This is a genomic window from Alkalibacterium sp., from assembly GCF_046484155.1.
Taxonomy (GTDB): Bacteria; Bacillota; Bacilli; order Lactobacillales; family Carnobacteriaceae_A; genus Alkalibacterium.
This window is the reverse complement of sequence record NZ_JAWOBT010000009.1, coordinates 21,186-42,959: the sequence shown is the minus strand read 5'-3', so window position 1 is coordinate 42,959 and position 21,774 is coordinate 21,186. Positions and strand designations below refer to the sequence as shown.

Below are 21,774 nucleotides of genomic sequence, written 5' to 3'. Positions count from 1 at the left end.
CCTGTCTGTTAATCTTCTCGGTCTTCCATATGCAAATCTGCTCCGAGAACGGTTAATTTTTCAACAATATTATCGTAACCTCTGAGTATATTGTCTACACCGCCGATAACTGTTTCTCCTTCTGCTATCAAACCCGCTACAACTAGACATGCGCCGGCACGTAAATCTGTCGCCATGACTTCTGCGCCTTCAAGCTGATGATTACCTTCTATTAAAATAACATCACTTTCAACGCGAGCATTGGCTCCCATTCTGTTTAATTCAGGAATATGTTTGATTCGTTTAGGATAAATGGTATCAACAATCATTGATTCTCCCTGAGCTGACATAAGCAGAGGCGTGAACGGCTGTTGTAGATCCGTTGCGAAACCTGGATATGGTAATGTTTTTATTGACACACCTTTAAGCGGACGGTCTGATTGTGTCACACGGACATAATCTTCACCGATTTCCAAAGGAACGCCCATTTCTTCCATCTTAGCAATTACGCCTTCTAAATGTTCCACGATGATATTATTGATTTTCACATCTTTACCTTTGGCAGCAGCCATAATCAGATAAGTCCCTGCTTCAATGCGGTCAGGGATAACCGTATGACGACAGCCATGCATCTCTTCGACGCCATCTATACGAATAACATCCGTTCCTGCTCCACGTACTTTAGCGCCCATATTATTCAATAATGTCGCTACGTCAATGATTTCCGGCTCACGCGCGGCATTTTCGATAATGGTACGTCCTTTAGCTTTGACGGCCGCCAGCATCACATTGATCGTCGCACCAATAGACACCACGTCAAGATAAATACGTGCAGCTTGTAGTCCGTCTTCACCGGTTTTCAGATACATCGCGCCTGATTCATTTTCCACTGTCGCTCCCAATGCTCGGAACCCTTTTAAATGTTGATCAATAGGTCGTGGACCTAAGAAACAACCGCCTGGAAGGCCGACAACACCCTGACCAAATTTAGTCAGTAAAGCTCCCATGAAATAGTATGAGGCTCTTAAACTTTTTATTTTACCACTTGGCATCGGTACAGATACCATATCTGTGGGATCGATTATTAATGTTGTTCCTTCAAATGATGTTTTCACGTTCATATCATTTAAGATAGAGATAAGTGAATGAACATCTGAAATATCTGGAACACCTTCTAGAGTCACGGGTGAATCTGCTAAAATAGCTGCAGGAATAAGTGCAACCGTACTGTTTTTAGCACCAGAAATGGTTACTTCTCCCGTTAATGATTTTCCACCGTTTATAATTAACTTCTGTGTCATGTTTAATCCTCTCTTTTTCAAAGATCTTTAGTTTAGTATCGATCGATCCGTTTATAAAATGACAATTTTTTCAATCTGTCGTATAAGATCACTGCGATAAGTATTTTCAGACTATCAATTGGAAAAAAGATAGTCAGATTTGTTTTTATTAGCGTTGATAGTGCAACGGGTGTATTGAGCACACCGTTTAATAACCCATACTGATAAGCGATTCCTATAGTATAAAGAAGAATCAAACTTATCATCATGATTAACCCCGTTTGCACTTTGTTTTTCGTCCATTCTATCGTTTTTCCGATAAACCATCCCATTGGCATCGCTCCAAGAACATAGCCAAACGAAGGGGACAATAGTTGTCCGATTCCACCTACCCCACCTGCAAAAACTGGAAATCCCAATAACCCGGCTAGAGTATAGAGTCCTATGACTAGGATACTCTTTACTGGTCCAAGGATGGCAGGAATCAACAAAAAAAGAACGACTTGCAGGGTAATTGGGACCATTCCGATAGGGATTATGATGAGTGATGCGACAGCGAGGAATGCGGTTGATAAAGCTATTTGAGTTAAATCATTTGTAGTAATTTTTTTTAACACTATGAAACCTCTATCTTTAAAATGTATTGATTTCCAAGCTATCAACAGTATAAACAATTCACCAACTAAATACAACGTGTTATATGAATTGAAAGATGCCTGTCATCTACTTTACATTATGAAGTGACTAACGTTATATATTAAGATTTAATTAGAATATTCAGTTTATATATTTAAAAGCCAAAATCTTCTTCGTTGAGTTCCCATTATACGGCGCTCTAGCATCCACTCGATCCGTTTTTCCTCACCTGACAGGACTTATTTGGATAACATTCTTTCGGCTAGATAACGCTGATTTTTCGTCAAAGAAACACGTTGACGGTATATTTCAGTGAAATGAGCAGGAAGTTGAGTCGGTAATATAATACTATCTTCCGGACTTACATGATAGAGAGCAAAGGTGTTATTGATCGGAATTATTTTCATCCTATAAAGCTGGCTGCCTCTTTTCATTGTTTAGAGCACAAAAAAAGCACTTCCCGGAACGATTTATCATCGTCCCAAAGAAGTGCTTTGGGATAGTCAATCAACTTAACTTAAGCTGAACATTGGCTTTCTCTTATTTAATTTTGTTATTAACCTTTGTTTGAAGAACCGAATTCTTTCATTTTACCTACTGTTGTTGCTTTGATGTTTTCTTTACCAGGTCCGATAACTTTACGAGGATCGTAAACTTTATCGTCATTAGCAAGAACTTCACGTGTACGTTTTGTCCATACTTGTTGTAATTCAGTGTTTACGTTGATTTTACTATGACCAAATTTGATTGCTTTTTCGATTTGGTGTGTTGGAATTCCTGATCCACCGTGTAACACAAGTGGAGCACCTGTCAAGTCAGAAATTTCTTTCATTTCAGCAAATCCAAGTACGGGTTCTCCTTCGTAGTCACCATGAACAGAACCTAAAGCTGCTGCTAAAGCGTCAATGCCCGCTTCGTCTATCATACGTTTGCATTCGTTTTTATCTGCATACATTACGCCACCAGTAACGCCGTCTTCTGTTCCGCCGACAGTTCCGATTTCTGCTTCTACTGAAACACCTTTAGCGTGAGCATATTCTACCACTTTTTTAGTGTTTTTAATGTTCTCATCAATCGGATCATGAGAATTATCGATCATTACAGAAGAGAATCCTGCATCGATTGCTTCTTTACATTTTTCTAAAGATGAACCGTGATCCAAGTGAACGGCTACAGGAACAGTAATATTCATTTCGTCCATCAACGCGTTGACCATAGCAGTGACAACTTTGAATCCACCCATGTATTTAGCTGCTCCTTCAGAGACACCTAAAATAACTGGAGATTTTTCTTCTTGTGCTGCTTCTAAAATGGCTTGTGTCCATTCCAAGTTGTTGATGTTGAATTGTCCGACAGCATATTTACCTTTTAAAGCTTTGTTCAACATTTCTGTCATACTTACTAATTGACTCATGTATATAGCCTCCTAATATTTTTGCGCACTTTTTAACCCGAGATACGCGCTCGGCTTCATCCTTAGTATAAACAATTTTTCACAATAAAACTAGTCAAAATGTCTATAACCCGTTTTTATCTGCTAAATTTTTTCTCATTATTATTTTATTTCTTTAATATTCCCTGCTTTTTCAACAAAAGAAACAAATAAAGCGTGTGGACGATTCGGTCTCGATTTGAATTCCGGGTGAAATTGACAACCGATAAAATAAGGATGCTGTTCAAATTCGATAATTTCCACAAGTCGATCATCTGGAGATACACCTGAAAAAGTGAGCCCAGCTTCTTCCAAGGTCTGTCTATAGTGATTGTTGAATTCATAACGATGTCGATGACGTTCGTCGATGACCTCTTCATTTTTATAAGCTTGAGCTGTGTGAGTGCCTTCTTTAATTTTACATGGATAAGAACCCAGACGAAGTGTCCCACCCATATCGACCACATTCTTTTGGTCAGGCATCAAGTCTATGATATTATGTGCTACCTCCGGATCGACTTCTGCAGAACCCGCGCCTTCAAGCCCCGCTACATTACGCGCAAATTCTATGGCAGCCAGCTGCATACCCAGACATATGCCTAAAAAAGGCACCTTGTTTTCTCGTGCATATTGAATAGCCAGCATCTTCCCTTCCAGTCCGCGTTCACCAAAGCCTCCGGGAACTAGAACGCCATCGACGTCTTGAAGTTCCTGGATCACTTCTTCCGGTGACAACAGCTCGGCATTGACCCACTTGATGTCAATGTCTGAATTTAATGCGTACCCCGCATGCTTAAGTGCTTCAACAACTGATAAATAAGCATCCGGCAATTCAACGTATTTTCCTACGATAGCTATGCGCGTCATGTTTTTCAAATTCCGTACTCTTTCTTCCAAAGCTATCCATTCTGTCATATCGGCTTCTTTTACATCCAGGTTTAAATGGTCAACGACAATCTGATCCAAGCCCTGTTTCTGTAAATTCAACGGAATCGTATAGAGTGTTTCGACATCCAGCGACTCAATGACAGCCTTCGCATCCACGTCTGTAAATAACGCCAGTTTATCTTTTAAGTGCTGGCTCACCGGATATTCCGATCGAACGATCAGCACATTGGGTTGAATACCCAAGCCGCGCAATTCTTTCACACTGTGCTGGGTCGGTTTAGTTTTCATCTCTCCTGCTGCTTTGAGATAAGGAATAAGGGTCGTATGAATGTACATCACATTTTCTGGACCGACGTCTCTCTTCATCTGACGCAAGGCTTCTAAAAACGGAAGTGATTCAATATCTCCAACTGTTCCTCCGACTTCAGTAATGACCACATCTGCATGTGTTGTTTCTGCCGCTCGCATGATTTTACGCTTGATTTCATCGGTGATATGCGGAATGACTTGAACGGTCGCACCCAAGTAATCCCCGCGGCGTTCTTTGTTGATCACTTCTGAATATACTTTACCGGTCGTGACATTCGAGTACTTATTCAAGTTGATGTCAATGAAACGCTCATAATGTCCCAAGTCCAAATCTGTTTCTGCACCGTCTTCTGTTACAAACACTTCCCCATGCTGATAAGGGCTCATAGTACCGGGATCGACATTGATATACGGATCGAATTTTTGGATCGTTACGTTCAAACCTCTATTTTTCAATAAACGTCCTAATGAAGCAGCCGCAATTCCTTTCCCGATCGACGAGACGACGCCACCTGTTACAAAGATATATTTTGTCATAATTATTTCCTCCTAAATTGATTTAGGGATAGGAAAATAGGCTCTAAAATAAGAAAAGCCCCCTATTCAACTAAACGAATAGAGAGCCATATTTATGCCTTGTTTACTGCACCTGAAACAGACGTTATTTACGTTGTCTATCTAAAGCGTGCCCAATAAATATAATAAAGGGTCGGTATAAGATAGTCAAGCAGGAATCGTTTCGTTTTTCAGTATATACTTTTATCGTTTTACGTTTACATCAAATAGTCCTGTCAAATTTTCCGAAAAACATATCCCTACGTTCACGTCGTAAAAAGTGTAAAGATGAATCTTAAATGATAAAATGAAGTAAGTATAATCATCACGTTTATACACTCAAGGAGCATTGAAATTCAAAGTGAAAGAAGGAAAAAAATGAACAAACAACCTCACATCCACCTAACTAAAAAAGACGGAGCCGGTTACGCCTTACTACCGGGCGATCCAGAGCGCGTCTCCAGGGTGAAAGCGTTCCTGGAAGCCCCCGTGGAATTAGCTTATAACCGGGAATATCGAAGTGTAAAAGGCATGTATAAAGGCGTTCCGCTCTTAGTCGTATCCACAGGTATTGGCGGACCCTCTACAGCCATTGCTCTGGAAGAGCTGAAGCAGATCGGTGTCCACACCCTTATTCGTATCGGCAGTAGTGGGGCGCTGCAACCAAATATCAACATCGGGGAATTGATTCTCAGCGAAGGTGCCGTAAGAGATGAGGGTACCTCAAAGGCCTATATTTCTTCAAATTACCCGGCAATAAGCGATCACACTGTCCTGACTCACCTTAAAATGCATGCTGAATCATTAAACATCCCTCATCACGTGGGGCTGGTACGCAGTCACGATTCGTTTTACACGGATAACGAAGAAACGATCGATGCCTTCTGGTCTAAACAAGGCATACTCGGTTCAGACATGGAGACAGCGGCCTTACTTACCCTGGCCCGCTTACGTGGATTACGTGCCGCCTCGATCTTGAATGTCGTCGTTCCATACACAGGTGATCTGCAGTCAGGCATCGATCAGTTACAATCGGGTGAATCCTTGACGAGAAAAGGAGAACAATACGAAATAAAGGTAGCTCTGGAGACAATTGTTTCATTAAATACTAATTCATAGGGAGTGTCTGTCATGAATAAAAAAAGTATGTGGTCATTAAAATTATCAACAGCTGCTATCGTATTGATCCCTGCAGCTATCGGCATCAATTATATAGGGAAACTGTTTGCCAGTTTACTACGTTTGCCCTTATGGCTGGATTCGATTGGAACCGTCCTGGCAAGTATGCTGGCCGGTCCAGTCATCGGGGCGGCGGCCGGTATTATCAATAATATCATTTTCGGTATCACGGCCGACCCTATCTCCACTGTTTACGCCATTACCAGTGCGGCCATCGGTATCACTGTCGGGATCATGGCTTATAAAGGGTGGATCGCCTCCGTTCAGAAAGCTGTCGTCGTCGGTCTAGTCACTGGGTTTGTGGCAGCTACCGTGTCCACGCCCCTTAATATGATTTTCTGGGGTGGCCAAACGGGGAATATCTGGGGCGATGCCTTCTATACATTCCTGATCTCCAACGACATCCCCCAATGGCTTGCCTCTTTCGGTGACAGCATCGTCGTCGATGTCCCAGATAAAGTCGTGACCGTTCTGATCAGTTACTTTATTTTTAAAGGTCTGCCAAATTCCCTAACCAATATTTATCGCCAAGATTCTGAAATCGAAGAACTCTAAAAGGATGATTCTATGAATACCATGACCTTATATGTCAAAAGAAACAGTCCCATCCATCGGCTCGATCCGCTTGTGAAGTTGCTGTATGTCGCCGCAAGCATTACCTTGACTTATATCTTGCCGGAACCTGTGTACATTGGAGGGATTCTCTTCGTCACTTTTCTGCTGCTGATTATCGGAAAAGTTTTCCGCAACAGCTTACCGATCGTGACGCTGAGCATGTTCCTGATTTTTTCACTCGTTATCGTCCAGGGCTTTTTCCATCCTGATAATGTGACCGAACTGTTTGCCATCGGTCCTCTCATTTTTTATGAAGAAGGACTGTATGTCGCGCTCGTTTTAGTGATGCGCGTACTGGTCATGGTGGGTGCCTTCAGTGTGCTCATTCTGACCACAGCAACAGACGAAATGGTGGAACGGCTGATCAAAAAAGGCATGTCTCCCAAAATCGGTCATGTTATTCTCTCGGTTCTCCAGCTCATCCCGCAGATGCGCGCGACCATGGGGAAAATAACCGACGCCCAACGTTCGCGTGGGGTGGAAACAGAAGGCGATCTACTCACGAGAGTGAAAGCCTTTTTCCCTCTGATCGGTCCTGTGGTTTTGAATTCATTGAACGAAACCAAAGAACGCTCCATCGCTTTGGAAATGCGCGGTTTCGATTCATCGATGAAAAAAACATTTTTAAATGAAGCAAAGCAGTACCCACACAATAAACTGATTGCCGGTCTGATAGTGCTCGTCGTTATCTTGGGTATCGTCTGGAGGTTATTTGGATGAGTGTGATAGAAGTAGAAAAGTTGAAATACCGATATCCGGATACCACCAACCTCGTTCTCGATGACCTGTCATTTTCCGTAGAAAAAGGCGAATGCTTAGGTATCGTGGGAGAAAACACTGCCGGAAAGTCGACGCTCTGCTACGCTTTAGCCGGACTTGTCCCGCATTTTTATAAAGGAGCTTATGCCGGCAAAGTCACCGTGAACGGCTTGGTCGTTCGCGAACATGAGATAGCCACAATCGTTGAAAATATCGGACTGGTTTTTGAAAATCCTTTCTCTCAGATGACGGGTGCTAAACAGACGGTCTATGGAGAAGTCGCGTTCGGACTTGAGAATATGGGTCTACCTCGAAAAGAGATGCATACTAGGATCGAAACGTATTTGAAGTTGCTCGATGTCTACAATGTGAAAGACAAAAACCCCTTTGACTTATCAGGCGGTCAGATGCAGCGCGTCGCCATCGCGAGTGTCTTGGCGATGGAACCGGAAGTGCTGATCCTAGATGAACCGACCTCCCAGCTTGATCCTCAAGGTTCCAAAGATGTCTTTAAAGTCATCGAACAGTTGACCGGAAAAGGCATGACGATTATTTTAGTCGAACATAAAATGGAACAGATCGCTCAGTATGCGGACCGCGTTTTGCTGCTACATGAAGGCAAGCAAATCGATCTGGATACCCCGGAAAAAATCTTCTCCCGTTCAGATTTGAAAGACTTCGGCGTCCGTCCGCCAGTGGTGACATCGATTGCGCAAGCTTTAGCTATTCGTTATCCTGATACCGACTTGTATCCCGTTACCATCCAGGAATTCAAACGATTGGAGAAGAAAAAATGAATACATTCGAATTAAAGGATATTGCCTTTTCCTATTCTCCAGACGTTCCTATCTTTAAAGGACTGGACTTGACCTTTGACTCACGGACAACAGCAATCGTGGGACAAAACGGTGCGGGGAAAACAACCTTGGTTAAATTAATGAAAGGATTACTTAAGCCTTCAAAAGGCACACTGCTGATCGACGGGGAATCCATCGCCGATCAGACAGCCGCTCAGTTAGCTAAACGTGTCGGCCTCGTTTTTCAAAATCCAAATGACCAGATTTTCAAGACAAATGTCCTGGAAGAAGTCATGTTCGGTCCACTGAATATCGGTTTTTCTTCTACTGAAGCTGAAAAAGCAGCGCGGGAAGCTTTACAGAAAGTCGATCTGGAGTCGAAGGTGAAAGATAATCCATATGATTTAAGTTTGTCCGAGCGAAAACTGATTGCCCTGGCATCCATTTTAGCGATGGATACAGAAATGCTCATTTTTGATGAACCGACGATGGGCCAGGACTTTGCGGGCAAAGAAAAAATCAAAGCAATTATTGAAGAACTGCACAAAGAAGGAAAACTCGTCTTATGTATCCTGCATGACATGGATTTCGCAGCGGAAGTCTTTGATCGAACGGTCGTTTTGAACCAGGGCGAAATCATTTTGGATGGTCGGACGCGAGCAGTTTTTTCCGAAAAAAACATCCTTGAAAAAGCATATCTGGAACAGCCGTATGTCACTCAAATCGCGCAGGCGTTAGGGTACGATGACAGTTTTATCCATGAATCGGAGCTGGTTGGTTTTTTGAACAGTAGAGAATGATTCACAAATAATGGTCACACGGATACTGCTCAACTTTTTAAAGAACAGTCTATTCTTAAAAAGCACAAATAGTAGCGGATTCAGTTAACCTCACAATTCAATTTTCAGAAGGAGGACCTCAACATGGGAAGCAAGACAAAACGGTTCGAAGGCGGAGAATATATAAAAAGTATGGTTTACGGCGGATTGGACGGCATCATCACCACCTTCGCTGTCGTTTCCGGTGTCGCCGGAGCTTCTCTGGCCGTAAGTGTTGTCATCATCTTAGGATTCTCAAACTTGCTGGCGGACGGCTTTTCGATGGCCGTCGGAGATTATCTTTCCAGCAAATCAGAAAAAGAATACCGTGATGGAGTGGAAAACCAGACCGAACAGGAAGTGATAGAGAATTATTCGGAGGCAGTGGATCGAATGTCACGGTCTTATCAAAACAAGGGACTTTCAGAAGAAGATGCCAATTGCATATCCACGAGACTCGCCAAGTATGACACGCCCTTTATAGACCAGATCGTGAACCAGAAATACGGTAACGATAGCGGCGTTGAAAGTCCCCTGAAAAATGCGACAGTCACCTTTTTTTCCTTCTTTATTTTTGGACTCATTCCTCTCTTGGCTTACGTGTTTTCCACATTCAGTCCATTCATGCTGGAGAATGCCTTTCTGCTGGCTTCCATCCTGACCGGAATCACCCTGTTTATTTTAGGCGCGCTGAAATCCCGTGTCACCCAGTCAAACTGGATCAGATCCGGACTGGAAATGCTTTTGGTCGGTGGACTGGCGGCAATCGTTGCGTATCTCGTCGGTTATTTACTGGGAAGATAAAATTAAACATTAAACCCCAGCCGTATCAGTTAAGTCTGATACGGCTGGGGTTTAGTTTGACTTCTTCTAATATATGTAATTTCTATAAGTATTGAACGATGTACATCAAAATCTAAATCGAGGTCTTTCGTGTCGTGACCTTTGCTAATCCCATCTCTAAAAAGGGATCTTCATTCGCGGGTACAAGTATGATCGTTCCGTCTTGTGTGTAAACGACGATATATTCCTGATCAGGGTCAAGCTTTATCCCATTATGTGAGGGCAGTTCTACAACGACCGACTCCCCCTGTAAACGCGTTATCGTTTTAAGCATATCTTCACCTCTCTTTTATATCTTGAATCAAACGGCACTATGCATCGCAAGTAAATATCTTAACCATGATTCTCTAGTCCATTAAATATTTCCAGTTTTTTAACTATCCATATCCTGTTATTTAGAAAGATGATCGTTTATCCAAGAATTTCCCATCAGAACAAGAATCAACAATCATGCTATCTCTTTTATTACTTATTTGAATAGGTTTGGAGACTACCAGGAATTTTTTAAATAAATTACTCTATATCATAAACCATTTCTTGCACTGCTTCATTTCTTATCTACTTTTATTGTATACCACTCAACCTGAAAAGTGTTAAAATGGTAGTGTAATCCGACCATTTAATTCTTTTGGAGGTGTTATTTTGAGAAGTGGCGAAGGTTTTAAACAGTTGCGTGAGGAACGGGGCGTGAGTCAGAGGAAACTGACGGAAGGGATCTGCGCCAGAAGTACACTGGCTACATTTGAGAACGAGGGCAGTCATCTGTCTGTCGACTTATGTTCGAAGCTTTTAGATCGATTGAACATCCGCATAGACACTTACTTCAGTTTGATCTCGGAAGATTTCAATCAAAAAAGAGAAGAGTTTTCAGAACTGAAAAAAAGTATCGTTACAGAAGATACGGACGCAATAGAGAAACATAAACAAAACTATTTAGCTCGGTATACATCAACCCGTGACTTTTACTGGTTTCATCTTTATTTTCTCTCTGAGGAATTTCTTTGTCAGTCTGAAACCAGATTCACATACGAGCGATTCAGAGAAACGCATAAAAAGGATATTATTTTACTGGAAAAGTACTTAAATAAACTAGAAAACTGGAGTCATTTTGAGTTTGCAGTTTTCAGCAATTCGATCTGGTACTTGGATATTGACTTTATCCTGTTAATCAAAGAACGATTGGAAAAAAGCTATATGACTTCTGTTAAATATAAAAAAGAGTTATATGGAAGTTTTTTACTGAATATGGGTTTCTACTGTCTGGAGTATGGTTATTTTGAACTGATCGAACAACTGAAAGAAGAACTCTTTGAACTGTCTAACTATACGAATATTCACTGGAAAGTATCATCTTCCTATCAACTTTCTCTCTCGGGAGAATTGTCGGACTCTCCTTCTTCTTCAAAAGCAGAGACTCTTTCCCTTATCAAAGTTTACGAGCAGATGGGGGAAGAGGATCATTACCAGAATATGATCAACTATAGACAGCGTCTGATAGAAAAATATAAAAAAGGAGAGCCATTCTAGAGAGGTTTTAACCTCCAGGAATGACTCCTCTTTTTCTTTATTAATTTTTTAGAAATCAAATAAAAAATTACTGTTCGCCTTCGACATCAGCTGAATTTTCAAAATCATCTTAGATTATATAGCTAACCCCTCAATCTACTTTTTATATTTATTAATCAGACGTAATATAGTAAGACTTAGAAAATATACTGAGGATATGCCCAATCCTATAAAACCACTATAAAGTAAGAACCTGCCTAGAGAATAATTAAAAGCTAAATCTTTTTGTGAGATAAGAATCTCTTCGCTAGTCATGAGATGGAAATCTTGAATCGGAATCGGAATCATCCATAAGATATAACCAATAACTATAGATATTAACGAAACAATCAGAAAGAATATAGCTGCTTTTTTTATTTTTTTAAAATACATTTCCATTTTCACTACCTCTTTCGATGTACTTAAACTATGCCCATATTATATTTTTAATAACTTAGATTTTAGTTAATATCGTTCTTTAATAAAATTAATCTCTGAAAGTTTAAATCTAGAGATTAATTAATATTTACATTAATAAACTAGAAAACTGGAGTCATTTTGAGTTTGCAGTTTTCAGCAATTCGATCTGGTACTTTGATCTTGAATTTATCCAGTTAGTCAAAGAACGATTGGGAAAAAACTACTTGACTTCTGTTAAATATAAAAAAGAATTATATGGAAGTTTTTTACTTAATATGGGTTTCTACTGTCTGGAGTATGGTCACTTTGAACTGATTGGACAGCTGAAAGAAGAACTTTTTGAACTGTCCGATTATACAAATATTCACTGGAAAGTATCATCTTCCTATCAGCTTTCTCTTGCGGAGGAATTGTCGAACTCTCCTTCCTCTTCAAAAGAAGTGACTCTTTCACATATAAAAATTTACGAGCAGATGGGGGAAGAGGATCATTACGAGAATATGATCGAGTATAGAAAGCGTTTGATAGAAAAACATAAAAAGACCTGACGTTCATTTATCTGTTCAATACGGCACAAAAAAAGGAGCGCCATTCTAGAAAGTTTAATTCTCTAAAAATGGCGCTCCTTGTAAATCATTTAACCTCACCATAATTAAACCATATTTATATAGAAGTTCTTAATGTAAGAACATATGCTTTGTTTAAAGGAGTTTTTTAGTTTACAAACACTTAATATCTATAAGCTTCCTGTTTTAATTTGTTGTTAATCCTTATGTTCACCAGTAGCAAATATTAGAGCATAAGTTACATTCAAGTATATTTTACTATATAAATTCATTTTATGATTTATACTGCTTGCCATTTGATTCAAATAAATACCGGAAAGTATAACTGCACCAGCTGCAGGTGGTGCTCCTACTAGTAAAACAGAAGTAGCTCCAACCATATTACCAGACGTCGACATTTCATAAGCAAAAGATGAAGCTGCAGCTTTACTTCTGAATATGCGTTTCACACCCCACCAATGACGTCGTATTTCATGTGCCCAATCGGAATAACCATTTGCCATGGTTGAAAATTGATTCAATTCAACAATTTCTTTATCAGCTTGAACAAATAGTTCATTATTATCGATACCTTCGTTAACTGTGTGTAATTGGTCTTTTATTGATACAATAATATCATTTGTAGATTCGAGGGCACTGTCAGGGTTAAAAGCGGCATTAGCAGCTTCAAGGTTATTGTTTATCAACTCCTCCAGGAGGGGTTCATTAGTTATACTTAGCTTACCACTGTCAACGGTTATAAAGCTATCTATCTCTTCTATTATATCTGACTCACTAAACTCTTCTAAAATAGTGCTCGTATTAACCTCAGTAGTGGCAGCTTGAACAGTAACTACGTTTGGTAATAGTGCAGAAATCAAAGTTATCGACGCTAGTGCAGAAGTCAGTAATGTAATGTATTTTTTTAAAATAATTTTCCTTTCGATAGTAGGTTTTTTTGAAGATTTAATAAAAAGCGGCGCTATCTTAATCCCATAAACATGATGAAGATTCCTACATACAGAAAAATAAGTCTATTTTCCATAGAATTTATGTAGTCTAAAAGTTCGCTAGATTCAAGTTCTTTCTCTTCAATTATTTTTTTTAACTGCTTATACTGTTTGTCTTTCCATACAAGTACTACAAAAATAAGTACAACAATAGAAAATAGTTCTGGCAATATCATATCCTCCTTTTCTGCACTAAATACGGATAAAAAAAACGGGTATTCTGAAGCTGATATTGAGAAAATCAAAGCAGAGAACACGTCTCAATACAAACAATGATATCCTAAAAATTTCTTAGCCACTTTCACTCGAAAATAGACAGCGATGAATTCATTTTCGTACTAAACGTTATCAAAGACGACATTAATTTAAAACACACCCTAGTTGTGTTTGAGATCCCACGTTCCAGTTTTTATGAACGTATCAATCGCAAGGAATCGCATAGCGACCGTGAGAAGCGGTGTTATCCTTGAGAAGATTTAACGCATATGGGATGCAAGTGGACGCGTGTGTGGTGCGAAGAGTCACTCTCTTGGTCCCTCAAAAATTGTGAAACTAAATTACTTATAATAACACCAGCTATAAACCATACAATATTCTTCAACTTATACCTAACCACTTCATCTCTCTTATTTTTATATGCGAGAACTTGCTAGAAGAAGTTAAACAAAACTGGTCTAATGACTGGGGCTGTCGAAACTCTCCTACTTTAGCCTTCCTTCTTTCTGAATAAATAGAACTAACCAGTGACAACTTCGAAAAGAACACGTATCCCACTTTTTTCGTACTGATTTATGTCTTATCTACTTTTATTGTATACCTCTTCACCTGAGAAGTGTTAAACTGGTAGTGTAATCCGACCATTTAATTTTTGGAGGTGTTCGCTTGAGAAGTGGCGAAGGTTTTAAACAGTTGCGTAAGGAACGGGGAGTAAGTCAGAGGAAACTGACGGAAGGGATCTGTGCCAGAAGTACACTGGCTACCTTTGAAAATGAGGGCAGTCATCTTTCTGTAGAGTTATGTTCAAAACTCTTGAGTTATGACTATAAGGGTAATTTAAAATTTAAAAAAAGATTTTAAAAAATTTCAATAAACCACGAAAGATACAAATCGACAAAATATGTATCACAAACTTATTTTAAAATTTGTTTCCTTCTTAGTCTGTCATAAAGTTATCATAAAAACGATTAAGATTAACTGGAAACCGACAAAAAAACAATGCCCCGGCAAAAAGCATCGGGAACGTTGCAGTTAGGGGGTTTGTGTGAAGGTAGTGAGTTTGTCATAATTACTCTTAAGACAAACTCGGTTTTCTATTACATAAAAGAGACTTTAGTTTTATACGAAACCACTGTCATCTATCTTATTGAAAAAATTATTTGCGTTTATTTATTGTTTGTTGTTTGTTCATAGTTATCAAACCTACTAAAAATAATATAGCTCCAGTCAGATAAGCAAAATCTCTGTTCCTAAAAGAAAAATAAAGAAACAGAAGAATATTGAATGAAAATAACATATTAAGTACGACTAAAGTTTTCTTTTCCAAGGACTTTCCTCCTATCCAGGAGAATTTTTTTAATTAGTTAGGGGTAACTGTGTAAGTAGGTAGACCCCTATGCATATTTAATTTAACTCCACGGCCAGCTTGCCCTTTATCGATTACATTTTGTAGTGAATTTGCGATCATGCCGTGACGAGCAGCACCAATCGCAGGAATAGTAGCAAGCACACCTGCTGGAGATAAACCGAAAGCTATTGCAAGTGCACTTTGAGCTGTAAAGGAGTTTAGAAATACTGTTTTTAAATCTCTCGTGCCGTTTACATTATAAGTGGTAATTCTATATCCCCACCAATGTGTGGACGCTTGATTACCTTTGCCAATATTAGTACTACCGCCGCCACCTCTACCGTCACTCAATGCCATTACAGTAAATTTTTCAGAAGAAAGATTAAGTGCGGGTGTTTCTATTATAGAACCATCATTTTGTAAAGTAAACCTATCACTTTGTGCTACAGTATTTATACTATCGAAGATATCACTATAAATTTCTTGTGCAGTCCTGTACTCGTCTTTATCAATTTGAAGGTTTATTTCATTGTTTGAGATAAAGTTTAAAATAAGATCTTTATTAGTTACAACAATCTTATTATCAACAGTTTCAATGTTATTATCTACTAAAGACACTAATTGCTCATAAGTGTTTGAATAATTATCTTCGCTATTGATAGATAGTACTTCAGAATCTGTTCTGCTAGATGCTTCAGCAACTATTGGGCTGATTGAGTTTAATGATGGTGCAAGTGATACCGCAATTGCAAGCCCTGTAAACAATTTTCTTTTCATAAATTTTGACATTATTTTCACTTCTTATTATATTTGTAAGCATACATGTACCTAATAAAAAACATCGTCTCTTGAACATTTAAGCACTACATTTGCTCATACATACATCGCTGGGTCTAAATTACTTTCTTTTATAGTGCAGAAGTTATTTTTAATTTCTTGATAACATTTTTAAAAATAAAGTAATAATTCTTGCTTGTTTTCATGTATGCTCATTATCTTCTGTAAACCATAAACCCATAGGAGATATTGTTTCAGTCGTATGTTCTGCTCGATTTCGTTCGACAATCAATTCTTTAGATGCAGAACTAGGTGTTATTGAAAAAGTATTTGCGAATAGTAGAGTAATAAACAATAACATAAAACTATTTTTCACTTAGCATTCCTCCTCTCTACACTTACTTTATCAAACATTTGTAAATAGGTTTTATAATAGTTATATTTGAATAATAAGGGGAGGATTTGATGGAAACTTATGGCTTAACACTAAAAGAAATCAGAGAAAGCTTGAATATGAGTCAAAATAGACTATCAGAGGGTATTATGTCGCAGTCGAATTATTCAAAAGTTGAAAAGGGAGTTATTGATATTCCTTTTACGAAAATGCTTGATCTTTTAGAGCGATTAGGTATGACGATTGATGAATTTCTGTATATTCATCGTGAGTATAAAAAAATCCCAGGTAAGCAATTGATTCGTCTAAATCAATTAAAACCAGGGAACACTGCAAAAATCAGAGAAAATATCCATGAATTAAAAGCTATCTCACATCCTACTGAGCGTGAAATTGAACTACTAGCAATTTTTGAAGCTTTGCACTTTGTTTCAGATGATGATTATAAAACAGCAAGTCAAAAAGCATCTATCGTTTGGGAGCGATTAAAGAACCATGACACGTGGTATTTATATGATATTCGCTTAATTAATAGTATTCTCTATCTTTTCCCAATAGGTACAGCGGGTTCAATTGTACGTTTGGTGTTAAAACGCTTAGAAAATTATAAAAAATTAGGAAGTGTTCATAAGTTATCTGCTAATATTCAAATTAATTATGTTCTTTTATTAATTGAAAATGGAGAATATGTCTCTGCATTAGGTGTGGTTGAGAATCTTATTCGCTTTTCCATTGACCATCATCTCTACATTCATTTGGCAACAGCTTACGTACGGAAAGGGATCCTCTTGAAAAATTTAGATACAGGAAATTCTTCTGATTGGTATGAAAAAGGGTTGACGTTGTTGGAAGCCATTGATAACCCAGCGATTACTCAGGAATTAAAAAAAGAAATCAAACTGCATACTAACATGAAAAAAAGCGATACGACTTAATTTAAATCTTATCGTTTTTATATATGAGTTTGTCATATTTGACCTTAAGACAAACTCACTGTTGTTATTTTATAAGCTCTTCCTTTTTTGTGAGCCTCTTCCATAAAATCCAACCTTAATCCCAATAAGGCCTATGCGTCGAATTCTATAAGTCTGTAACTAAATATCATAAACCCGTAAAATACAAAAAAGAATTGCTAGAATACACAAAGCATAATATTTTTGGTTTTCAGTCATATTTTATTGTTCCACATCTTTTAATTGAACTATAGAAAACCTTTTTAATAAAAATTCACGTATGTCTTAATAGTTTATACAATCATTACGAATTTAATCGAAATATAAAAGTTGAGAACATTATATATAGTGTTATAAGTATTATAATTATGCCCATACTGATACTTACGACACTGGAAATCTTGCTTTTTTTTCTGATTTTATATCCTGCTAATATGAGCGCTATTCCTCCAATAAGAAAAATAGCTTCAAATAATAGCATTGGCCAATTCAACTCAATTGATCTTCGTATAAAGTCCATAAAAGAGTACTCCTTGTTATTTTTTATAGTAAATTATTTAATAGTAAACAGTGAACAATTTGTATTTATAAGTTGTTCTTTAAAGCAATGAAATGATAAATCAAGATAATATAAAAAGCTCGATTTAAATCGAGCTTTTTATATTATATAAGCCAAAGGATTATAGCACATATAAACATTGATACTCCAAACATATAACTATATTTCTTCAATTTGTTTGGCTCGCTCTTATATTTATTGATAACGTATAAATATAAGGTGCCTGCCAACATCATAAATATTGAAATATATCCCATAGATGTCTACCCACCTTCTGATTATCTTGAAACCACATTGTAAACTAATGCATATGTCATTCTAACTTCTACACCATTGCCATTATTATTTACATCCATCCTATGCCCTAATAAACCCATATAGCCACCACTTACTATTGCTCCTGCAGCAAACGGGGGGAACCAACTATTTGCTACTCCTGCACCAATTGTTGTCGTCCATGCTATGGTAGTAAAAGCATTTACGGCACGTATAGTTGCAGCATTAGTGTATATTGAATTACCACCATACCATGTCTGGTGGTGAGTCACACCTTCTCCAGGAGAAGCCATAATGCTAACCATATGATCGTTAGCAGCTTGCTCTCTTATTGTTAAATCATCATTAACAACGATTGTTCCTTTATCAACTTGACTGTTAACTGTAGAAAAATGATGTTCTAATTTATGTAACTCATATTGTTCATAAATATTCAACGGTACACTTTCTTCTAATGCTAAATGACCTTGGTTGTTAACTGTCACATACTGCTGAATCTCTTTGAGCTGATTTTTATTAAATTCTATTTCACTTTGAGGCTCAGTTTCAATCGGAGTAACATCACTAGCAAGAACATTAGTACTTGGAGCAATTCCCATTGTTAGTGTTGATACTATAGCGGCAAACTTAAACAACTTCACTTTTGTACTTTTCATAAAAAACCATCCCTTTCTTTTTGAACTAATATAACCTTACCTGTATAATTCGTACTTTCCTTTTACAGTCTAGAAGCTGACTAATGGCAAGATAAATTAAAAAATATATTTTCACCTGTTAAGTGATGAAAAAAGAACCTTCAATTATTTCTTCTTCCGTACTTACATTAAGAAGTTCATGGCAATTTCTACAATTCTAATATAAACTTGTTCCTTCAACTGAATAACTGAGCACTTTAACAATATATTCAACTATTGATAAACGCCTTTACTGTATTTAAAGATAAAAACGCTATGGATTTGTTATATCTTCAAAGAAACCACCTCCCAAGGGAATAATTAGTGATAAAATCGAAAAGAACATGTGTCTCACATCCTTTCTTGTGAAATTTTTATTTTTTCTACCATTATTATATGCCAATCAATACTAGAAGTGTTAAAATGGTAGTCTAATCCGACCATTTAATTTTTGGAGGTGTTATTTTGAGGAGTGGCGAAGGTTTTAAACAGTTACGTAAGGAACGCGGAGTAAGCCAACGGAAATTGACAGAAGGAATCTGTGCCAGAAGTACATTGGCCACCTTTGAGAACGAAGGTAGTCATCTTTCTGTAGAGTTATGCTCAAAACTCTTCGATCGATTGAATATTCGCATCAATACTTATTTTAGTATGATTTCAGACGATTTCGACAGTAAAAGAGCCGAATTTTCTGCATTTAAGAAAAGCACTATTGTAGAAGATATAGAAGAACTCCAGCAAAAGAAACAGGACTATTTTACTCTGTATACATCGACCCGTGACTTTTACTGGTTCAATCTTTATCTCCATTCAGAACGGATTATTTCTCAGTTGACTGATTCTTTCAGTTATGAAACGTTCAAACAAGCGCATAAACGTGATATTACTACTGTAAAGAAATACTTGAATAAAGTAGAAAACTGGAGTCATTTTGAGTTTGCAGTTTTCAGCAATTCGATCTGGTACTTTGATCTTGACTTTATTCGGTTAATCAAAAAACGGTTAGAAAAGAACGACAAGACTTCTGTTGAAGACAAGAAAGAGCTATACGCCAGTTTCTTACTGAATATGAGTTCCTATTGTCTGGAGTATGGTCATTTCGAATTGATCGAACCACTGAAAGAAGAACTCTTTGAACTGTCCGATTATACAAATATGTACTGGAAAATCATGTCTTCCTACCAGCTTTCTCTTGCAGGAGAATTATTGGACCCTCCCTCCGCTTCAAAAGCAGAGACGCTTTCACATATAAAAGTTTACGAGCAGATGGGTGAAGAGGATCATTACCAGAATATGGTCAAGTATAGAAAGCGTTTGATAGAAAAACATAAAAAAGGAGAGCCATCCTAGAGATTTTAACCTTCCAGGAATGACTCTCCTATTGTCGTTGCCGTGAGCACATCTTCCCCCTCTGTTCTGTATTCATTGAAGCGAGATCCCGATTTGTCGATCACTATTTTTATTTTAACTGTCCCTATAGCATGAGTCAGAAAGATTGCCGTATCATCCCTATAATTTCCATCAGAACAGGATTCAATGATTACGTTACCTCATTATCAATCAACTGCAGATGCCCTTCTGATTTTCTTTCCTTCTTCCTTCTCCATTTAATCAAACGTCGGCAACCATCAATCAAAACTTGTTAAATGCTCCCACAAATTAAATGTTTGTTCTTCGAGATCTTTTTTTGTGATTCCTCTCGCATAATAATATTCTTTCAAAAATAAATCACTATTAGTATCCGCTAAACCTAAATAGGGATCCAGCACTATATATATCACTTTTCTGTTATTAAAAAACAGCATATACGAATCCTCGAAATCACTTAAATAATATTTCCGGCTCTTTTCATTAATGAGAACCTCGTAAATATTCAAATCTATATCTTCTATACCTACTTTTTTTTCAAATTCCAATGATGGATTTAAAAGAAAGTCTTCTCGTTTAATATTTTCAGGTATATTTCTGATAGAGTAGTACATTTGTTCTGTCTTTGGTTTCAGGTAGAACTCTGGCATGATTTCTTTAGAACATTTTTTAATGTCCACCAACTTGAGAACAACATCGATCGGATCTGCTATACTTTCCTTGATGTTAAGCTTCGATCCGTTTTTTTCTAACATCCTTTTTACTTGTTTATTGTTTTCCATTCTTCCCCCTGTGAATTAATTATTTAGTTAATAGGAGCATTTCTTATTCCAAAAACACTTAACCAATCACCAGCCATATCATATAGCTGAAGTCCTGAAAAGTCTAACTTTATCTTTGATACTGATACTGGAACAGAAAAAGTTCCGGCGTGGACCGTTCCTGCTAATGCAGCTGGTTGGGCTGACATAAATCTATAACCCAGAGTATCATAAACAGTAGGAAATAGAAGGCTTGTTGATTTTATTTCCAAACTATTATATCTGTAGTTACTTACCATAATATTACCACTCCAACGCAAACTTATCTGACATACTGTTCCGGTACCTATTCTATATACATAAGCTTGAGTTTCAGTTGTAGTAATAGATTTAACATTAATTGGAGATTCAGTATTATTTTTAGTTTCTCTTGTTATCATATCCGCAGTAATAAGTCGATTAATTTGTTCGTGAGTTGCATTTTTTTCATCGACATCGAGAGTAATTATTTCAACTTCTGTAATTGATTCACCACTGGTACGTATATCAGTATGTTGTTCATCCGTTGAAAGTACAGTACCGTTTTCATTCGTTTCAACTGCTGTAACGTTAATTTCACCAGTTACTACAAAAACAAATGTAATAAACAAAAGATATAGTCCCCACCGTAAATTTTTTTGCATAAAAAACATCCTCTTCCACAGTATTTTCTTCCTATTTTTAATTGCAGTGATGTCATAATTAAGAAGTGCTAATCTAATAATGTACAATAATAGAAAGGTTATCATTCATTATCTTTGATAACACGTTTATGGTCCAAACAACTCATACTAATTTT

At 37.6% G+C, this 21,774-nt stretch carries 26 protein-coding genes; 11 read left to right on the top strand and 15 right to left on the bottom strand.

The genetic code is table 11. The features are described from left to right. Window positions 1–8: 8 nt before the first annotated feature. The 5 genes from R6U02_RS00775 to R6U02_RS00755 form a co-directional block, all read right to left on the bottom strand. Window positions 9–1,280: a UDP-N-acetylglucosamine 1-carboxyvinyltransferase gene (locus R6U02_RS00775; protein WP_410261741.1), complete on the bottom strand. Its 1,272-nt coding sequence runs from the start codon at window positions 1,278–1,280 to the stop codon at window positions 9–11. A gap of 32 nt (window positions 1,281–1,312) precedes the next feature. Further along, complete coding sequence (locus tag R6U02_RS00770) at window positions 1,313–1,876, bottom strand: biotin transporter BioY (protein WP_410261740.1); 564 nt, start codon at window positions 1,874–1,876, stop codon at window positions 1,313–1,315. A gap of 258 nt (window positions 1,877–2,134) precedes the next feature. Continuing rightward, complete coding sequence (locus R6U02_RS00765; protein WP_410261739.1) at window positions 2,135–2,302, bottom strand: hypothetical protein; 168 nt, start codon at window positions 2,300–2,302, stop codon at window positions 2,135–2,137. A gap of 149 nt (window positions 2,303–2,451) precedes the next feature. After that, window positions 2,452–3,309, bottom strand: a complete 858-nt coding sequence (gene fba / locus R6U02_RS00760; RefSeq protein WP_410261738.1) for a class II fructose-1,6-bisphosphate aldolase — start codon at window positions 3,307–3,309, stop codon at window positions 2,452–2,454. Between the two features lie 141 nt (window positions 3,310–3,450). Further along, the gene (locus R6U02_RS00755) at window positions 3,451–5,061 is read right to left on the bottom strand and encodes a CTP synthase (protein ID WP_410261737.1); all 1,611 of its coding nucleotides are present in this window, start codon (window positions 5,059–5,061) and stop codon (window positions 3,451–3,453) included. A gap of 396 nt (window positions 5,062–5,457) precedes the next feature. On the opposite strand from R6U02_RS00755, the gene R6U02_RS00750 reads away from it, so the two are divergent. The 6 genes from R6U02_RS00750 to R6U02_RS00725 all read left to right on the top strand — a co-directional run bounded on the left by R6U02_RS00750 (window position 5,458) and on the right by R6U02_RS00725 (window position 10,051). Then, on the top strand, window positions 5,458–6,198 hold the full coding sequence (locus R6U02_RS00750; protein ID WP_410261736.1) for a nucleoside phosphorylase: 741 nt from the start codon (window positions 5,458–5,460) through the stop codon (window positions 6,196–6,198). Between the two features lie 12 nt (window positions 6,199–6,210). Then, the gene (locus R6U02_RS00745) at window positions 6,211–6,813 is read left to right on the top strand and encodes an ECF transporter S component (protein WP_410261735.1); all 603 of its coding nucleotides are present in this window, start codon (window positions 6,211–6,213) and stop codon (window positions 6,811–6,813) included. Between the two features lie 12 nt (window positions 6,814–6,825). Beyond that, window positions 6,826–7,593, top strand: coding sequence for an energy-coupling factor transporter transmembrane component T family protein (locus R6U02_RS00740; protein ID WP_410261734.1), 768 nt, complete (start codon window positions 6,826–6,828; stop codon window positions 7,591–7,593). Further along, on the top strand, window positions 7,590–8,429 hold the full coding sequence (locus R6U02_RS00735; RefSeq protein WP_410261733.1) for an energy-coupling factor ABC transporter ATP-binding protein: 840 nt from the start codon (window positions 7,590–7,592) through the stop codon (window positions 8,427–8,429). The genes R6U02_RS00740 and R6U02_RS00735 overlap by 4 nt, the downstream gene beginning before the upstream one ends. After that, a complete protein-coding gene (locus R6U02_RS00730; RefSeq protein WP_410261732.1) occupies window positions 8,426–9,229 on the top strand; it encodes an energy-coupling factor ABC transporter ATP-binding protein in 804 nt (267 codons plus the stop codon). Before R6U02_RS00735 ends, R6U02_RS00730 begins: the two co-directional genes overlap by 4 nt. Before the next feature lie 123 nt (window positions 9,230–9,352). Then, window positions 9,353–10,051, top strand: coding sequence for a VIT1/CCC1 transporter family protein (locus R6U02_RS00725; RefSeq protein ID WP_410261731.1), 699 nt, complete (start codon window positions 9,353–9,355; stop codon window positions 10,049–10,051). Window positions 10,052–10,163: 112 nt separating this feature from the next. On the opposite strand, the gene mazE is transcribed toward R6U02_RS00725, so the two are convergent. Then, window positions 10,164–10,364 carry a type II toxin-antitoxin system PemI/MazE family antitoxin gene (gene mazE, locus R6U02_RS00720; protein WP_410261730.1) on the bottom strand — a complete coding sequence of 67 codons (201 nt, stop codon included), beginning with the start codon at window positions 10,362–10,364 and terminating at the stop codon, window positions 10,164–10,166. Window positions 10,365–10,732: 368 nt separating this feature from the next. Between mazE and R6U02_RS00715 the strand changes: the two genes are divergently transcribed. After that, on the top strand, window positions 10,733–11,617 hold the full coding sequence (locus R6U02_RS00715; protein WP_410261729.1) for a helix-turn-helix domain-containing protein: 885 nt from the start codon (window positions 10,733–10,735) through the stop codon (window positions 11,615–11,617). Between the two features lie 135 nt (window positions 11,618–11,752). Here the strand turns inward: R6U02_RS00715 and R6U02_RS00710 are convergent, their stop codons facing one another. Further along, window positions 11,753–12,034, bottom strand: coding sequence for a hypothetical protein (locus R6U02_RS00710; protein WP_410261728.1), 282 nt, complete (start codon window positions 12,032–12,034; stop codon window positions 11,753–11,755). A gap of 119 nt (window positions 12,035–12,153) precedes the next feature. On the opposite strand from R6U02_RS00710, the gene R6U02_RS00705 reads away from it, so the two are divergent. Further along, the gene (locus tag R6U02_RS00705) at window positions 12,154–12,603 is read left to right on the top strand and encodes a hypothetical protein (protein WP_410261748.1); all 450 of its coding nucleotides are present in this window, start codon (window positions 12,154–12,156) and stop codon (window positions 12,601–12,603) included. 215 nt (window positions 12,604–12,818) lie between these two features. Here R6U02_RS00705 and R6U02_RS00700 read toward each other — a convergent pair whose 3' ends face one another. Continuing rightward, a complete protein-coding gene (locus R6U02_RS00700) occupies window positions 12,819–13,481 on the bottom strand; it encodes a hypothetical protein (protein ID WP_410261727.1) in 663 nt (220 codons plus the stop codon). Between the two features lie 101 nt (window positions 13,482–13,582). Continuing rightward, complete coding sequence (locus tag R6U02_RS00695; protein ID WP_410261726.1) at window positions 13,583–13,780, bottom strand: hypothetical protein; 198 nt, start codon at window positions 13,778–13,780, stop codon at window positions 13,583–13,585. A 712-nt stretch (window positions 13,781–14,492) separates the two neighbouring features. On the opposite strand from R6U02_RS00695, the gene R6U02_RS00690 reads away from it, so the two are divergent. Beyond that, complete coding sequence (locus tag R6U02_RS00690; protein WP_410261725.1) at window positions 14,493–14,687, top strand: helix-turn-helix domain-containing protein; 195 nt, start codon at window positions 14,493–14,495, stop codon at window positions 14,685–14,687. 295 nt (window positions 14,688–14,982) lie between these two features. Here R6U02_RS00690 and R6U02_RS00685 read toward each other — a convergent pair whose 3' ends face one another. The 3 genes from R6U02_RS00685 to R6U02_RS00675 form a co-directional block, all read right to left on the bottom strand. Next, window positions 14,983–15,153: a hypothetical protein gene (locus tag R6U02_RS00685; RefSeq protein WP_410261724.1), complete on the bottom strand. Its 171-nt coding sequence runs from the start codon at window positions 15,151–15,153 to the stop codon at window positions 14,983–14,985. Window positions 15,154–15,186: 33 nt separating this feature from the next. Continuing rightward, complete coding sequence (locus R6U02_RS00680) at window positions 15,187–15,963, bottom strand: hypothetical protein (protein WP_410261723.1); 777 nt, start codon at window positions 15,961–15,963, stop codon at window positions 15,187–15,189. A gap of 190 nt (window positions 15,964–16,153) precedes the next feature. Beyond that, window positions 16,154–16,327 (bottom strand): hypothetical protein, encoded by a 174-nt coding sequence (locus R6U02_RS00675; protein ID WP_410261722.1) that lies wholly within the window; start codon window positions 16,325–16,327, stop codon window positions 16,154–16,156. Window positions 16,328–16,416: 89 nt separating this feature from the next. On the opposite strand from R6U02_RS00675, the gene R6U02_RS00670 reads away from it, so the two are divergent. Next, complete coding sequence (locus R6U02_RS00670) at window positions 16,417–17,280, top strand: helix-turn-helix domain-containing protein (RefSeq protein WP_410261721.1); 864 nt, start codon at window positions 16,417–16,419, stop codon at window positions 17,278–17,280. 855 nt (window positions 17,281–18,135) lie between these two features. Here R6U02_RS00670 and R6U02_RS00665 read toward each other — a convergent pair. Continuing rightward, window positions 18,136–18,789, bottom strand: coding sequence for a hypothetical protein (locus tag R6U02_RS00665; RefSeq protein ID WP_410261720.1), 654 nt, complete (start codon window positions 18,787–18,789; stop codon window positions 18,136–18,138). 483 nt (window positions 18,790–19,272) lie between these two features. Here R6U02_RS00665 and R6U02_RS00660 point away from each other — a divergent pair, with 483 nt between their 5' ends. Then, complete coding sequence (locus R6U02_RS00660; protein WP_410261719.1) at window positions 19,273–20,157, top strand: helix-turn-helix domain-containing protein; 885 nt, start codon at window positions 19,273–19,275, stop codon at window positions 20,155–20,157. Window positions 20,158–20,435: 278 nt separating this feature from the next. On the opposite strand, the gene R6U02_RS00655 is transcribed toward R6U02_RS00660, so the two are convergent. Next, a complete protein-coding gene (locus R6U02_RS00655; protein ID WP_410261718.1) occupies window positions 20,436–20,957 on the bottom strand; it encodes a hypothetical protein in 522 nt (173 codons plus the stop codon). 23 nt (window positions 20,958–20,980) lie between these two features. Further along, window positions 20,981–21,619, bottom strand: coding sequence for a hypothetical protein (locus R6U02_RS00650; RefSeq protein WP_410261717.1), 639 nt, complete (start codon window positions 21,617–21,619; stop codon window positions 20,981–20,983). Window positions 21,620–21,774 lie beyond the last annotated feature (155 nt).

Bases quoted from the DNA above. Each gene is read 5' to 3' on its own strand.
- R6U02_RS00740 (WP_410261734.1), top strand. From the start codon at position 6,826: ATGAATACCATGACCTTATATGTCAAAAGAAACAGTCCCATCCATCGG.
- R6U02_RS00730 (WP_410261732.1), top strand. From the start codon at position 8,426: ATGAATACATTCGAATTAAAGGATATTGCCTTTTCCTATTCTCCAGAC.
- R6U02_RS00765 (WP_410261739.1), bottom strand. From the start codon at position 2,302: ATGAAAATAATTCCGATCAATAACACCTTTGCTCTCTATCATGTAAGT.
- R6U02_RS00710 (WP_410261728.1), bottom strand. From the start codon at position 12,034: ATGGAAATGTATTTTAAAAAAATAAAAAAAGCAGCTATATTCTTTCTG.
- R6U02_RS00750 (WP_410261736.1), top strand. From the start codon at position 5,458: ATGAACAAACAACCTCACATCCACCTAACTAAAAAAGACGGAGCCGGT.
- fba (WP_410261738.1), bottom strand. From the start codon at position 3,309: ATGAGTCAATTAGTAAGTATGACAGAAATGTTGAACAAAGCTTTAAAA.
- R6U02_RS00680 (WP_410261723.1), bottom strand. From the start codon at position 15,963: ATGTCAAAATTTATGAAAAGAAAATTGTTTACAGGGCTTGCAATTGCG.
- R6U02_RS00725 (WP_410261731.1), top strand. From the start codon at position 9,353: ATGGGAAGCAAGACAAAACGGTTCGAAGGCGGAGAATATATAAAAAGT.
- R6U02_RS00650 (WP_410261717.1), bottom strand. From the start codon at position 21,619: ATGCAAAAAAATTTACGGTGGGGACTATATCTTTTGTTTATTACATTT.
- mazE (WP_410261730.1), bottom strand. From the start codon at position 10,364: ATGCTTAAAACGATAACGCGTTTACAGGGGGAGTCGGTCGTTGTAGAA.
- R6U02_RS00745 (WP_410261735.1), top strand. From the start codon at position 6,211: ATGAATAAAAAAAGTATGTGGTCATTAAAATTATCAACAGCTGCTATC.
- R6U02_RS00665 (WP_410261720.1), bottom strand. From the start codon at position 18,789: ATGAAAAGTACAAAAGTGAAGTTGTTTAAGTTTGCCGCTATAGTATCA.
- R6U02_RS00655 (WP_410261718.1), bottom strand. From the start codon at position 20,957: ATGGAAAACAATAAACAAGTAAAAAGGATGTTAGAAAAAAACGGATCG.
- R6U02_RS00755 (WP_410261737.1), bottom strand. From the start codon at position 5,061: ATGACAAAATATATCTTTGTAACAGGTGGCGTCGTCTCGTCGATCGGG.
- R6U02_RS00775 (WP_410261741.1), bottom strand. From the start codon at position 1,280: ATGACACAGAAGTTAATTATAAACGGTGGAAAATCATTAACGGGAGAA.
- R6U02_RS00735 (WP_410261733.1), top strand. From the start codon at position 7,590: ATGAGTGTGATAGAAGTAGAAAAGTTGAAATACCGATATCCGGATACC.
- R6U02_RS00670 (WP_410261721.1), top strand. From the start codon at position 16,417: ATGGAAACTTATGGCTTAACACTAAAAGAAATCAGAGAAAGCTTGAAT.